Genomic DNA, 13,173 nt, shown 5'->3' with positions numbered 1-13,173 from the left:
TTTGCGGTGCGGAAGTCCAGTATTCAAGCAGGCTATCATGTAATAGCGCGACGCGATACACACAATTTTGCGATGCGCATTTCCTCCGCGCCATTCAGAAGACTTCCAGAACCGTAAGCTGGTCGCTGACCGAAAGCCGGTATTGTCCGCTTTCCTGCGTAATTGTCTGCTGGCTCACGGAGCCGTCATCGCGGAAACGGTGTGCGATAACATGACTATGCTGGCCGGCCACCGAAAATGTCGCAATCCGTTCGGCGGGCGGGTTTTCGATGCGGGCCGGCCATTGCCAGCCGGAAATTCCAAGCCAGACAGGCACGAGCAAAGCACCGTCCGATCTCACCAGATGCAGCGACAACCTTTGGGAATCGGCAGTGAGGAAATCGAGCTGTCGTTGCTCCGGTCCGGTTTGCCGTTCTGCCCTGCAGAGGGAAAGAAGGGCGCGAACTGCCTCGTAGGCCGGGGTGCGGCTCAGATCGTGGCGCAGGAGGCCGAAGGAGGATTCCGGGTTTGTCTCATCGGCGGCGAAGCTTGAAACCATTTCATAGATGTAGGACCTGCGGATACCGCTGATGAAGCACCAGAGCAGCATGCGCGGCATATAGCGCGCCTTGATGCCTTCGGTAACGGGGAAATGAAATGTCTTGGTTTGCAGCGAGGTATGGTAGCCCATTTCCGTGGCGAGCACCGGCCTGCCGGCCGCTATATGCGCCGAAGCGGCGATGGATTTCGAGAGTGCCCCCGGACCGGTCGTTTCGGGATGCTCCATCCCGGCGTAAGCGTGGATATTGCCGTAATCGCAGGCATTTTTCAGGTCCAGCGCCAGCGCTCTGTTCGACAGGACATAACTTGGCGCCGCAACGGGCACCGCATTCAGGCGCGGAACCGAGCGGATAGCGCCGTGCAGCGCCGCCTGATGCTCCGCCGAAATGCGCGGAGCATTTTGCGGATTCTTCGTCAGGTTCGGTTCATTGCTGCCCTCGAAAACATCGATACCCGCGTCGCACCAGTCATAGAAATCCGCCAGCCTGTCGAGCGGCGTGGAAACGTAAGGGTTGAGATTGTCGTAACAGATGATGGTGAGGCGAACGCCCGCCGCCACGATCCGGCGCAGCCGCCGAAAGACGGGGCTGTCGCGACTGTCTCTCGCGGTGATGAGCCCGTCATCGCGCAGATGCCGGACGCCCAGTGCTTCGAGTTCGGGCACGATCCGCTCGAACTGTTCCGGATAGATTCCCGTGGGACGGGTGAAGTGACCGCACACCCCTACGCTGTCCAGAAAGGCTTCGGTACTGGCTGAAGCAACCGTCTGCGCCCGTGCGGGAATGGCTTGCAAACCGGAGGCGGCGACCAACGCAAGGGGCGCGGCTGAAAGCAGGTTGCGCCGTGTCAGGCTGCCCATGGCGATCGGCGTTTTTCCATTCATCTTCGCCTCCTGGTGTGTCCGGAGAAAATATAAGCCAGACGTCAACACATGGACGTCGCCGTTTAAATGGCGATGATGCCTCTCAACACGTCGAGATCAGAATGTCCTGGAAGTTTTCGGCATCTACAATCGCCCTGAAATCCATGTGTTTGAAATAAAACAGATATTATCAACTGGAATATAATCACAAGCTGCAACGCAACCGATTTCTCCCGATTGCCTGCACTTTAAAGTGGCTAAACCGTAACACGAGACCGGTTCTTTTCGCAACACCGCATGGCTTTTGCCGCGCCGCGAAAAAAATCACTTGAAATAGCGTCGATTCCCGTGCTTTTTGAAAAGTAGATTTTGGTAATTCATATTTTCAAACATTAGTTCTGCTCCGGCTCTTTTATTTTTGCAGATGTCTCACTGGTCTCTTGGAATGAGGGGAGACGAACGAGCCCGGGATGGACGCCATAGATTTTCGATGAAGGAAAACAGAGCGTAACCGCATGAGAATTCTCCATCTTAGCAGCCTTTATCCGCCGCATATCGTTGGTGGATGCGAACGCTCGGTCGAACATCTCGCCGAGGAACTCGTCTCCATGGGACATACGGTCGGCGCCGCCTGTATCGAGCGGCAGGCCGAACCGAAAACCATGCGCAATGGCGTCACCGTTTACCGCATGTTCCATAATAACGATTTCTGGCTCGAGGACTGGCCGCAATATTCGCCGCAGCAGCGGCGCATGCAGAAGCTCAAGCAGCAGTGGAATTTCGACGTCGAAAAGCAGTTCGAAGCCGTTCTCGACGATTTCAAGCCTGACGTTCTCAACACCCACTCGCTTTTGGATGTGACGACGCTGGTATGGCGGGCGGCGCATAAGCGCGGCATTCCGATCGTTCACACGATCTGCGAATATGATCTCCTGTGCGGCAACGCCGCCATGTTCAAGGGCGGCAAGCCCTGCGAGCACATCCATCTCGGTTGTCAGGCGGTGAATTTCACCAAGAAATTCACCCAGCGTTATATCGGCGCTGTCGCAAGCGTCGGCACTGAAATCCTCAAGACGCATGTCAATCACGGGCTTTTCCACCACATTCCGGAAAGCCTGCGCCGCGTCATCTTTTATTCCTGCACGGTTCCGGAGGGCGATCCCGTCGCCCGCCGGCGGATCGACCGCACTGGCCGGCCGCTGACCTTCGGTTATATCGGTCGCATCAATACGGAAAAAGGCGTCGGCAACATGGTCGATGCCTTCAAGGAAATCGGCCACGGCAACTGGCGCTGTCTGGTCGCTGGCCATGCGATGGACGATTCCATCGAACGTTTCACGGCTCAGGCCGGCGATCTGCCGATCGAATTCGTCGGCTGGGCGAAACCGAAGGAGTTTCTCGAAGAGATCGACGTGCTCATCGTTCCTTCCTTCTGGGCGGAGCCTTCGCCACGCACGATCTACGAGGCTTATGCCATGGGCGTGCCGGTCATCGGCGCAGCCTCCGGCGGCATTCCGGAGCTGATCGGCGAGACCAACCATGACTGGCTGTTCGAGCCAGGCAACGCCACCGACCTTGCCGCCCGTATCCGCCGGGTGCTGACACTCTCGCGCGAAGAATTGCCGACGGAGGCCGATTTCGGAAACATCGTCGAGGAATCCACTTCGCGTCGGGTCGGTGAAAATTATGTGAAACTCTATGAGGATGTGGTGGCGAAAAGCAAGGCTGCAGCCGCATGACGAGCGCGCGGTGGCCAAACACTGATCTTTCAGTTGCCGTCAAGGCGCGAACTTGCGTCCTGGGTTTTGCAGATGTTGAAGTTGGACGATAACGTTCCACGTCTTGAAAGGCGCTCGGTCACGAGCGCCTTGTGGAGCGCGGTCGGCGGCTATGGCAACGTCTTCTTGTCTTTCGTCGTCTTCCTTATTCTGGCACGATTGCTTACGCCGGACGAATTTGGGCTTGTCGCCATCGCAACGGTTTTCGTGGATATTATCCTCGTCATGGCCCGCGGCGGCCTTCCGGAAGCCGTGTTGCAGCGGCCCAAGCTGGACGAAGACTATGCCGATACCGCTTTCTGGTTTTCACTCCTGTGGGGGGCTTTCCTGTGTGCCCTGCTTTCGCTCGCGGCGCCTTTCCTCGCGAGCCTTTTTAGAATTGCCGAGCTCAGCCCGGTCTTGATGGCGCTTTCCACCGTTCTTTTCATCATGGGCGCCGGCGCCATCCATGAAGCCCGCCTGCAGCGTGAGTTCGCGTTTCGCAAGCTTGCCATGCGTGCGCTCCTGTCCAATTTTCTCGCTGGTGTGATCGCAATCGCTCTGGCTCTGAACGGTTGGGGCGTATGGGCAATGGTCGTGCAGAGGCTGATTGCCAGTCTTGTGACGACTTGTATGAACTGGATTGCCTGTGGATGGATCCCGCGTCCGCGTTTCATCAGAGCCTATGTAGCGGATCAGTGGAGTTTCGGGTCGCGCATCTTTGCGGCAAACTTCCTGATGGGTCTCAATGTCCGCCTGCAGGAGCTGATCGCTGCGACGTTTCTCTCGACTGCGGCCGTGGGATACATCCGATTGTCGTGGCGGTGCATCGATCTCGTCAGTCAGTTGGCTGTCATTCCTCTGACATCGGTGGCGTTGACCAGTTATGCACGTATCAATGCCGAGAACAAATCCCTCGAAAATGCCTATTTCGGCTTCATCCGGCTGTCGGGCATCATTGCTTTCCCGTGTTTCCTTGGCCTTGCGGCCACGGCGCCGGTTCTTGTTCCCGTTGCCTTCGGCGAAAACTGGGCAGCAGCAGCACCTGTCACGCAATTATTATGTCTTACAGCTCTGCCGTTTGTCGCCAATTCATTCGTCTGGCCGCTTCTGACCGCCATCCGGCAGGGCGGTAAAACCCTGTACCTGTCGTTTCTGCAGGTCGTTATCGGTTGTGGGCTGGGTCTCGCCGCTGCGCCTTTCGGCTTGGTGGCGGTTACTCTCGCCCATGTCGTGCGGGCTTATCTGACGTGGCCGGTCGCTTTGGTCAGCGTCCGAAACAGCGCTGGCATTTCGATAGGCGGCACGCTTCGCACCTGCATGCCGCCGCTTATCGCTGCCTTCACCATGGCTGTTCTGGTTAGCGGTCTTTACTGGATGATGGGGGAACGTTTCTCCAAACCGGTAACACTATGCCTGCTCGTCTCGGCAGGGGCGGTGATCTATCCGGCTTTGCTTTTTATCACCATGCCCGGGGACATAAGGGGGGTGCTTAAAGAGGCCAGAGCGCTTTTTTCACGAAAATGAAATTGCAGAACGACTTAATTTCACGACGAGGTTCCAATGAAGACGATTACCATTCTCGATACAACCGTAGCCTCGGACAATCTCGGCGATCAGATCATTCTCGATGCCGTCAAGGAGGTGCTGCTTGAGGTTGTTCCCCAAGCTTACCCCTATCACGTGGCGACACATGAATATATGACAAACGTCTCGAAGTCGCTGCTGCGCAAGAGCGAAGCTGCCTTTGTTTCCGGCACCAATATTCTTGCATCGAACATGGAAGCCCGCGTGTTGTGGAAGTTGCTACCCTGGGATGCATTCGCCTTCCGGGAGACTGTTCTGCTCGGCTGCGGTTGGATGAATTACATGAAGCAACCGAACGCTTATTCGCGCTGGATTCTGAAAAAAATTCTGTCGGATGAATTCACGCATGCCGTGCGCGACAATTACACCGCCGAAAAACTCAGGACCCTGGGCAAAAAGGTTCTGAACACCTCTTGCCCGACCATGTGGGGCCTTGATCCGGACCATTGCAGGTCCATTCCCACTTCCAAGGCCTCTTCCGTTGTCACAACGCTCACCTTCTACCTCAACCGTCAGGAGGAGGACAAAAAGATGATTGAAATTCTGAAGGATCGTTACGACACCGTCTATTTCTGGCCGCAGCAGCGCGAAGATGCGGCCTATCTGGCTTCCATGAATATTTCCGGGCTGAAGTTCATCGATCCGACGCTCGCAGCCTATAACCATTTTCTTGATAATGAGGATGTGGATTTCGTGGGAACGCGCCTGCATGGCGGCATTCGCGCGATGCAGAAATTTCGCCGCGCCCTAATCGTCAAAGTCGACAACCGGGCCACGGAAATTTCCAAGGATACTGGTTTGCCGGCCATGGATCGCAAGGATTTCGACAGAATGTCGAACTGGATTTCCGGGAGCGACGTGCCGCCGATAAAGTTGCCGGTGGACGCAATCGAAAGCTGGAAACGGCAGTTCAGGAGAGCGTGAAACTCCGCAATCCGTCGCGGGCTCGCGCGCGCATCAAGGTCGTCTTTCGGGGAAATGAGCCGATTGTTCACCTCAACCGATCAGGTGCAAGCCCGCATCCGAAAGCCTGAGAACGGTAAGCCTGCCCGTGGTGAATGCACCCGTGTCGATGCCGATCCGTTGCGGGCCGGTTTCCGGCTCGGTTACCGGCGTATGGCCGTGGATGACGACGAGATCCAGCCCGGCCCCTTGTGACAGGAACGGCTCCCTGATCCAGAGCATGTCCTTATCCGTCTGCGTCTCCAGCGGCAATCCCGGTCTCAAGCCGGCATGCACGAAAATATAGGGTCCTATCCGGGCGTAGATCGGCAGGCTGGATAAAAGCTGGCGGTGGGTCTGCGGAATTGCGCCGAGCAGGGCGTCCCTGAATGGCTGCAGTCTCAGGCGGCCCTTTTGCAGGAAATAGTCGATATCGACGCCGTAGGATAAAAGCGTCTGGCGGCCACCGAAGTCCAGCCAGTGCATATTCTGCTGCGGATTTTCGAGAAAATCATGGAAGAGCTGCTCGTGGTTGCCGCAAAGCGCAATACGGCGCAGCGGCGCGGGCGGGGGCTGCAGCAAATGTTCGAGAACGCCACGGGAATCGCGCCCGCGATCGACATAGTCGCCGAGGAGAACGACCAGCGCGGGAGAAGGGTCGGGTCCCAGATCGGCAAGGATTTTCTGCTCCGCCTGCAACAGCAGGTCGAGACTGCCATGCACGTCGCCAATGGCATAGATAGGGAAGGAGGCCGGCTTGTCGCCAAGGTCAATTCTGCGCCGCCTCCGGTCGTCGCGGGAGGCTGGTTGTTTACGACCGCGAATCCAGTTGAGCACCTTGGGCATAGCTGCCGATACTGTCTCTCCCGCACAAGGTCAAGAGCGTTGAAGGCGGCTGTTGCATCACCCGCCAAAGCTGCGTTGACGCGCCGATTCTGTGGGGAAAGAATACCCGCTTTGATGGTCGAAAGATACGTTGCCTTAAACCGGCAATCGAAATGCCTGCCGTCCGAAAGGGCGGCTTTAGCCTGAAACAGTGTTCTAGAGTTTCAGCCAGACACGCGGGTCCTCGTGCGACTGAATCTTGATCCATTTCAGATCCACCGCTTTCCACGGCTTGACGACATTGGTGCGGTTGTCCAGCACCAGATCGCCCTGGCTGGTGCTGACGACCAGAACGGCATGTCCTATGCCATCCGTCGTGCGGGCTGTGGCGATGCGCAGGGCGCCCGAGGGCCAGCCGGCGCGCAGGAGGCGTTGCCGCTTGGTCACCGCAAAATCTTCGCAGTCGCCGCTTGCCGGGTTCAGTTTCCAGTCGTCTTCGCCGTCCTGCTCCCCGACATAGCTTATCGAGGTGTTGATCTCGGCGTTGATGCGCTGGAGTTCCGTGCGCTTCTGCTTGCTCAGTTCCACCGTATCGCGGTCGCCAATCCGGAGGCACTGGTCGGCGGCGCTTTCACAGAATTTAGCGAAGGCAATGGGTGCGATGGTGGGACGGCTCGTGGTCATGAACTGGCCGGGCCGCGATGCGCCGGGCTTCTGGGCAAGGCCACCGAGCTGGACGGCCGATGCCGTTGTCGCAACACTTGCCGCCACGCCGGCAGCGACGGCAAAAATCTTTGCCAGACGGATTGTTCTCTTCGCCATGTCCTTGCCCCTGCACAATTGTCTTGTCTTGTGCCTGGCACCATAGCGACCCATTCTTGCGGGCCGTTTAAGTCGATAGATTGCATTTTAACGAAATCTAATTTTGTGACAGCGCGCTGAAAACAGCGGGAAAGCCGGGTTCGCACTCACCTGCAGCGGGTTCGCCCCTCGGTGTCGATAATACAGGTTTGCTGCGGGACGGCCCGCCTGAGTTCACGCCGGGTCTCGGGGTAGGCACGGCTTGCCGGCGGCCGGTCGTAATTTCGGTAAACTTCGAAATTGCGCCCGCCGATCGTTCCCTGCGCCCCGCCGCGGCCATCCGGCGTTACTTCGAAATTCTGATACTGCTGGGCATGGGCGCCCGCGGAGAGGCAGATGAGGGCGGTCAGGACGCCGACCACCAGGCCGCCCCGCAATGCTGCCGCTTGCTGCCTGCCCAACCTCATGACCGTTCCTCCATTGACGGAAATGATGAATGCCGCCGCCGCATATTTGCCATGCCCGGCGCGCATTGATTTTCCAGTCGTCCGTCGGGGGTAATCATATCACCGATAGTGCATCCGGTGTGAGAAGGATTTGTGCCTGGCAAAGGCCCGAATCGCCTTCCTGCAGCATCGGCCAGCGGTGTCACAACGCCAGGAGGTGTCACCGTGCCGTTCGATCGTCAGGAATGCGAAAAAGGCCATTCTACGGCTCAAAAATTAAGCTCTTCGCCGCTGCATTTATAGGCTTCACAATCCTGTAACAACGGACCTAATATACAAGTGCAGATGCCGAATCGCTCAGGAGAAGCCCTTGACGATTGCAGTTTCACCACAGGCCCTGCCGGCGCTCGTTCTGAACGCAGACTACAGGCCACTGAGTTATTATCCCTTGTCGTTATGGTCCTGGCAGGACGCGATCAAGGCCGTCTTTCTAGACCGTGTGAACATCATTGCAGAATATGATCACGCGGTGTCGTCCCCCAGCTTTTCCATGCGGCTGCCGAGCGTCGTCAGCCTCAAGACCTATGTGCAGCCCACCCGCAACCCCGCCTTTACGCGCTTCAACGTTTTCCTTCGGGACAAGTTCGAATGCCAGTATTGCGGCACGCGGGACGAATTGACCTTCGACCATGTGATTCCCCGCGCGCATGGCGGTGAAACCACCTGGCACAATGTCGTTGCGGCGTGCTCTCCCTGCAACCTTAAAAAAGGCAGCAAGCTTCCCAAGCAGGCGGGCATGTTCCCGGCGCAGAAGCCCTTCCAGCCCACGGTTCAGGATCTGCACAATAACGGGCGGCTGTTCCCGCCCAATTATCTGCACGAAAGCTGGATGGACTATCTTTACTGGGATACCGAACTGCAGCCCTGATCTTTTGAGGACTGCAACGCGGTTTTCCGCTTACCGGCTTTTACGGCTCGCGCCAAAAAAGGCGACTGCCGCAAGTGCAACGCTTGCGATGACATTCCAGCCCGCGAAGGAAAGGCCGAGCACCCGCAAGGCGGCGTCGTTGCAGGAAGGCGCCTTGATGGCGTTCAGATTGCCCAGCAGATCGCCGGCATTGGTGGTGATGGAAGGCGCCCCGGTGGCGCAGGTGATCGGCCCTTCCCAGAAACCCCATTCCACACCGGCATGATAAACGCCGAGCCCGGCGCCGATCAACATCGCCACGCCGATAAGGGCAAGCAGCAGCCGGGTGATCTGAACCGGCAATTTGAAGATGCTGGTCGCAATGGCCAATATGCCCAGCGGAATGGCGTAATAATAAGGATCGCGCTGCAGCAGGCACAGCGCACAGGGCGTATAACCGCCAATATGCTGGAAACCGAGGGCGGAGCCGACGGTAAAGATCATTCCCGCCGTGACGCCGAGAGCGGCGAGCGTGCGGCTATTGTCGGCGGTGGTCGCATTGGCCATGTTGTTTTCCTCAAACTTCGCGAAGAAGCAGATATCCCGGACGGGCTTTCAAAAAGGCGGGCGTGATGGCGAAATTAAGTCGCCGGTCCTCACGGGGTGTAACGGGATTCGTCTAATCCAGTCCGCTGCATCTGGCAAATGAAAGCCCGGTAATACTCGGGAGCGCACAAGCAAAGTTTCGTGAGCTTGTCGGCGGCGTGTGGCCATTAGAGAATTCACGGGCCCGTGCGGGGCAAAGCCTAGAGAAATCAATGCGCTTTTGGAAATGGTACCCCAAGCCGGGCCGCTGATTTTGAACGAAATCAGCGGCTTGCAATCGCACTGGACATCCGGGGTTTTGGTGAAAACTTTTAGCTTTTCGAAAAAGTGTCCAATCGTTGCGCGACCCTGCACCGAACAGTGCGCGGTTATAAACAAATTACCTCTCGTAAACTTGTGTCCGCTAAGATTCTGAGGAACACTCCTTGAAAGTTTGTGCTGATCGGTTATCCGGGCACGAAGAGTTCCGCGAGTCAAAAACAGTAAAAGGGTTGTTAAATGGATTTGGATGCGATTTTGCCCGTCGGCAAGTCGGCAAAGGTCCCGGTTGGACTGCTGGATTTTGACCCAAACAACCCGCGCTTTACGCCTGACAAGATGCCGAGCTCGGCCGATGAGCACGATATAGTGATTGAGTTGGCGCGTAGTGCCGACTTGGCTGAGCTCATTCAATCAATTGCAACAAGTGGTTATATCAATATTGAGCCGCTCATTGTTCTAGAGACGAACGGTAGGTTTGCCGTACTCGAAGGCAATCGCCGACTGGCCGCAGTGCGAGTTTTACGGAATCCGGAATTGGCGAGGGAAGCGCGACTAATTCTCCCGCCTATGGATGATGCGAAACGTGCCACACTCGATGAGCTGCTGTGCTATCGGGTCGCGACAGAGGCTGACGCGCGAGATTTGATTGGTTTTAAGCACATCAATGGTCCGCAAGGTTGGGACGCTTTCGCAAAGGCTCGATTTGCAGCCCGTTGGTTGGATGACGAGTCGAAAAAGCCGGACGGAATGAGTTTGGCAGAGATTGCCGGAAGAATGGGCGATCAACACATGACCATTCATAGAATGGTGACGGCGAAATTCCTTCTTGATCAAGCTGAACGTGACCGTGTTTATTCGATTGAGGACCGCAAAAAAAGGTCATTTAGCTTTTCCCATCTATATACAGGCCTGTCGTATGAAGAGTTTACCACTTATCTCGGAATGGAGCGTCCTGATCGATCAGTAGACCCGTCGCGAAATCCGGTCCCAGCTTCGCACTATGACCAGTTGAGAAATCTCCTAACTTGGCTCTATGGGTCAAAGGACAGGGACATAGCGCCCGCCGTAAAAAGTCAAAACCCCGACCTCAACCGCTTGCGGGAAGTCCTTGGCTCTCCTGTTGGAATAAGGGTCCTTGAAGAGCGAGCTGATCTTGGCGAAGCCGTAACCGCATCTACCCCTCTTATGTTGCGTTTTGAGGAGCATCTTATTGCGGCGAATGCTGAACTAAGCCATGCGGTGGCGGCTATCGAAGGGTTCGATGCGAAAAGCCAACCAGAGATGCTTCAGATCGCGATATCGCTTCACAAGAAGGCTGGTATCGTAAAGCTTCAGATCGAAACTGCGATGGCTGCACAAACCTCGGAAACCCAGAAATGACGGTATTGCAAGTTGATCCGCCAAACCTTGAATCGCATGAAGCTGAACTGGTGGATTGGATGGAGTTGGTGGCTCTCTTTGGGCCATACGGAATTGCCCGTACAGACGCGCTTACGTCATCTCTGAAGCAGCTTGAGGAGCAAGATGAAGAGGACATTGGCGAGGCCGATAAAGCACTCGAACAACTTCGGGAGAGAATTGAGAATGAAGTTGAGTTAAGGGAAAAGCACCTCGGTGACACCTATCCATTTCGCCTAGACGAGGACGGAGAAGAACTGTGCTTGGTGGATGATTGGGCGTCCCCAGTTTACTCCTTTTATCTCATTTGCTTGATTACCTCGCATGTCACGGCATCGCCGATACTTAATAAGCCACCAACCGGCGCACTCTTGACGAGGTTGCGAAACAGAGTGTTTCAAATATTGGCGACGCTCGCAATCTCCGGTCTGACTCGTGGTCCCGCTGTTAGCGTCGGGTGGCCGCGCTTGAGTGGCGAATCAATAGTGGCATTATTGCAGAGAGCCGCAGAGAATGGCGCAGGTTTCAACGTGCGAAATCCGCCGGGAATTTACACCTCACCAGACGAAAAGGATGGAGGTATTGATGTTCTAGGATGGACGAAGCAGGCAACGCCGCCGCCGACACATCTTTTCTTCGGCCAGACGGCCAGCGGGGGCAATTGGCCCGGAAAGCCAGCGTCGGAACATGCGCGGGTTTTTGAAGCAAATTACATGCAGGACGTGGCGACCGGGAACCGACAATACGCTACGATAATTCCATTCCGCGTCACGGATGAGAGGTTCTGGAATTCCCAAAACCAATTTCACCGAGCCGTGATTGATAGGCTACGGCTACCTCCGAATGCCAAGGTCGGCCTCGAGCTATTTCAAACCGGCACCATGGTTGATGAAGCTGATCAAGTCGGCGCGGTCGTGGACTGGCTTAACGAGTATCGGACCACAGCATTATTGTGATGCCGGTTCAATCAGCACCTCATTTTCTTTTCTCTTATTTTGAAGACTGTAGGTAACTGCGAGATTCTCAATCTTCTGTTCGCGGTAGATTGATCGTATTAGTGGATGATCGTCGTAAGTCAGTACCCAATGCTTGATTTTGGAATCTTGGAGGATATCGCTCAATGCGATGTGCTTTCCTTCGTTCATGGCATTTAAATAAAGCCGACCGCCAGCTTGAACGTAGGGTGGATCAACGAAAAAAAGGGTCTTCGCCAAGGGCGTTCTGTCAATGGAGCGATGGAGAAATGTTAAGGCGTCCTCATTGGTCAGTGAGATTTGATTTGAGGCGGAGCCAATCCATCTTATCCGGTCCGCCAGATTTTGGGGGTTAAAACGCGCGTCAATCTTCCATTTTCCGGTCTGATTGTAACCTCCGATCGGACCGGCTCCAACAATTATACCGGAACGGCTCGTGCGGTTGAGAAAGAATGTTGCGAAACCGACGTCAAAGTCATAGCCGGAGCTGGCTCCTTTTTTGACCAAGTCAGATGCCTTGTACCACTCAGGCATGCCTACCGGAATGTTCAGCAGGCGATCTACAAAGCGATCCGTCTCCTGGAGCATGGCGCGCCAAGCCGAATAGATTCGAACGTCCGCATCATTAAGATGAAGGTGCTGCACCGTGCCGGATCTGAGCAAAATTAGAGCTGCGCCAGCTCCTCCGCAGAACGGTTCCGCATAGTGCCGCTCACCGTCGACCGCGGGAACGCGCGCTGCAAGAAATGTGCTCAAGAATGCCTTGCCACCCGGGTAGCGAAACGGGGAAAGAGAGCGTAGTGCCGCATTCTTTAAATTTTGTAATTGGCTATCCACGCGCCGCGTCCCTTTGCTCTGCCGATTTTCGAGGCTTGGGAAATGCATATTTCCTCAGTGAACTCTTATAAGCGCCTACATTTGGTTTCACCAACGTATAAGTTTTTATTGGTACTTATTCCAGAGCGGTTTGTTCCTTAGTAGCCATGCCGCCCTTATCTTTGATGACCCGAACAAATCCGATGCAGTCATCGAATGGGTGCTCCGCACCTCCCCGACCACGCATTGACTGAACGGAAGCGGAAGGTCCGCCGGGCGCTGGCCGAGGCGTCTTAAGGACCGTGGAGATCATCTGAACGCTGAAAACAATTATAGACCAGAAAATCAGATTCCTACCTATCGCGGCCGTGGGTTCCTCCGGCGGAATATCTATCCATTCTTTACAGCTGACCTAAACGCAAAAAGCCGACCGGTGCTAACCGATCGGCCT

12 protein-coding genes are annotated in these 13,173 nt (G+C 55.8%); 6 read left to right on the top strand and 6 right to left on the bottom strand.

All coding sequences use genetic code 11. The annotated features are described in order from the left end of the window. Positions 1 to 94: 94 nt before the first annotated feature. Positions 95 to 1,423: a hypothetical protein gene (locus I3J13_RS21495; RefSeq protein WP_196380163.1), complete on the bottom strand. Its 1,329-nt coding sequence runs from the start codon at positions 1,421 to 1,423 to the stop codon at positions 95 to 97. Between the two features lie 494 nt (positions 1,424 to 1,917). Here I3J13_RS21495 and I3J13_RS21490 point away from each other — a divergent pair, with 494 nt between their 5' ends. From I3J13_RS21490 to I3J13_RS21480, 3 genes are all read left to right on the top strand, one after another. After that, entirely contained in the window at positions 1,918 to 3,141 is a 1,224-nt protein-coding gene (locus tag I3J13_RS21490; protein WP_196380162.1) for a glycosyltransferase family 4 protein, read from the top strand. A gap of 72 nt (positions 3,142 to 3,213) precedes the next feature. Then, positions 3,214 to 4,686: a lipopolysaccharide biosynthesis protein gene (locus I3J13_RS21485; protein ID WP_080854409.1), complete on the top strand. Its 1,473-nt coding sequence runs from the start codon at positions 3,214 to 3,216 to the stop codon at positions 4,684 to 4,686. 36 nt (positions 4,687 to 4,722) lie between these two features. Continuing rightward, entirely contained in the window at positions 4,723 to 5,670 is a 948-nt protein-coding gene (locus I3J13_RS21480; RefSeq protein WP_080854410.1) for a polysaccharide pyruvyl transferase family protein, read from the top strand. 72 nt (positions 5,671 to 5,742) lie between these two features. Here the strand turns inward: I3J13_RS21480 and I3J13_RS21475 are convergent, their stop codons facing one another. From I3J13_RS21475 to I3J13_RS21465, 3 genes are all read right to left on the bottom strand, one after another. Then, positions 5,743 to 6,534 carry a metallophosphoesterase family protein gene (locus I3J13_RS21475; RefSeq protein WP_196380161.1) on the bottom strand — a complete coding sequence of 264 codons (792 nt, stop codon included), beginning with the start codon at positions 6,532 to 6,534 and terminating at the stop codon, positions 5,743 to 5,745. A gap of 195 nt (positions 6,535 to 6,729) precedes the next feature. Then, a complete protein-coding gene (locus tag I3J13_RS21470) occupies positions 6,730 to 7,335 on the bottom strand; it encodes a transglutaminase-like cysteine peptidase (RefSeq protein ID WP_080854412.1) in 606 nt (201 codons plus the stop codon). A 146-nt stretch (positions 7,336 to 7,481) separates the two neighbouring features. After that, complete coding sequence (locus I3J13_RS21465) at positions 7,482 to 7,847, bottom strand: hypothetical protein (RefSeq protein WP_196380160.1); 366 nt, start codon at positions 7,845 to 7,847, stop codon at positions 7,482 to 7,484. 283 nt (positions 7,848 to 8,130) lie between these two features. On the opposite strand from I3J13_RS21465, the gene I3J13_RS21460 reads away from it, so the two are divergent. Next, positions 8,131 to 8,688, top strand: coding sequence for an HNH endonuclease (locus I3J13_RS21460; RefSeq protein ID WP_003585610.1), 558 nt, complete (start codon positions 8,131 to 8,133; stop codon positions 8,686 to 8,688). 30 nt (positions 8,689 to 8,718) lie between these two features. Here the strand turns inward: I3J13_RS21460 and I3J13_RS21455 are convergent, their stop codons facing one another. Then, complete coding sequence (locus tag I3J13_RS21455) at positions 8,719 to 9,234, bottom strand: disulfide bond formation protein B (RefSeq protein WP_035264342.1); 516 nt, start codon at positions 9,232 to 9,234, stop codon at positions 8,719 to 8,721. A 537-nt stretch (positions 9,235 to 9,771) separates the two neighbouring features. Here I3J13_RS21455 and I3J13_RS21450 point away from each other — a divergent pair. Both I3J13_RS21450 and I3J13_RS21445 read left to right on the top strand, forming a co-directional pair. Further along, positions 9,772 to 10,914 (top strand): ParB N-terminal domain-containing protein, encoded by a 1,143-nt coding sequence (locus I3J13_RS21450; protein WP_196380159.1) that lies wholly within the window; start codon positions 9,772 to 9,774, stop codon positions 10,912 to 10,914. Beyond that, positions 10,911 to 11,888: a hypothetical protein gene (locus I3J13_RS21445; protein ID WP_196380158.1), complete on the top strand. Its 978-nt coding sequence runs from the start codon at positions 10,911 to 10,913 to the stop codon at positions 11,886 to 11,888. The genes I3J13_RS21450 and I3J13_RS21445 overlap by 4 nt, the downstream gene beginning before the upstream one ends. On the opposite strand, the gene I3J13_RS21440 is transcribed toward I3J13_RS21445, so the two are convergent. Continuing rightward, positions 11,880 to 12,743 carry a DNA adenine methylase gene (locus I3J13_RS21440; protein WP_338081654.1) on the bottom strand — a complete coding sequence of 288 codons (864 nt, stop codon included), beginning with the start codon at positions 12,741 to 12,743 and terminating at the stop codon, positions 11,880 to 11,882. The genes I3J13_RS21445 and I3J13_RS21440 overlap by 9 nt on opposite strands. Positions 12,744 to 13,173: the final 430 nt, after the last annotated feature.

Origin of the sequence: Agrobacterium leguminum (genome assembly GCF_015704895.1) — a bacterium.
GTDB classification, from domain to species: Bacteria; Pseudomonadota; Alphaproteobacteria; order Rhizobiales; family Rhizobiaceae; genus Agrobacterium; species Agrobacterium leguminum.
Note: the sequence above shows the minus strand (reverse complement) of the source record. Positions and strands in the feature narration are given on the sequence as shown.

Bases quoted from the DNA above. Each gene is read 5' to 3' on its own strand.
- I3J13_RS21455 (WP_035264342.1), bottom strand. From the start codon at position 9,234: ATGGCCAATGCGACCACCGCCGACAATAGCCGCACGCTCGCCGCTCTC.
- I3J13_RS21490 (WP_196380162.1), top strand. From the start codon at position 1,918: ATGAGAATTCTCCATCTTAGCAGCCTTTATCCGCCGCATATCGTTGGT.
- I3J13_RS21480 (WP_080854410.1), top strand. From the start codon at position 4,723: ATGAAGACGATTACCATTCTCGATACAACCGTAGCCTCGGACAATCTC.
- I3J13_RS21445 (WP_196380158.1), top strand. From the start codon at position 10,911: ATGACGGTATTGCAAGTTGATCCGCCAAACCTTGAATCGCATGAAGCT.
- I3J13_RS21475 (WP_196380161.1), bottom strand. From the start codon at position 6,534: ATGCCCAAGGTGCTCAACTGGATTCGCGGTCGTAAACAACCAGCCTCC.
- I3J13_RS21485 (WP_080854409.1), top strand. From the start codon at position 3,214: ATGTTGAAGTTGGACGATAACGTTCCACGTCTTGAAAGGCGCTCGGTC.
- I3J13_RS21450 (WP_196380159.1), top strand. From the start codon at position 9,772: ATGGATTTGGATGCGATTTTGCCCGTCGGCAAGTCGGCAAAGGTCCCG.
- I3J13_RS21465 (WP_196380160.1), bottom strand. From the start codon at position 7,847: ATGCGCGCCGGGCATGGCAAATATGCGGCGGCGGCATTCATCATTTCC.
- I3J13_RS21470 (WP_080854412.1), bottom strand. From the start codon at position 7,335: ATGGCGAAGAGAACAATCCGTCTGGCAAAGATTTTTGCCGTCGCTGCC.
- I3J13_RS21495 (WP_196380163.1), bottom strand. From the start codon at position 1,423: ATGAATGGAAAAACGCCGATCGCCATGGGCAGCCTGACACGGCGCAAC.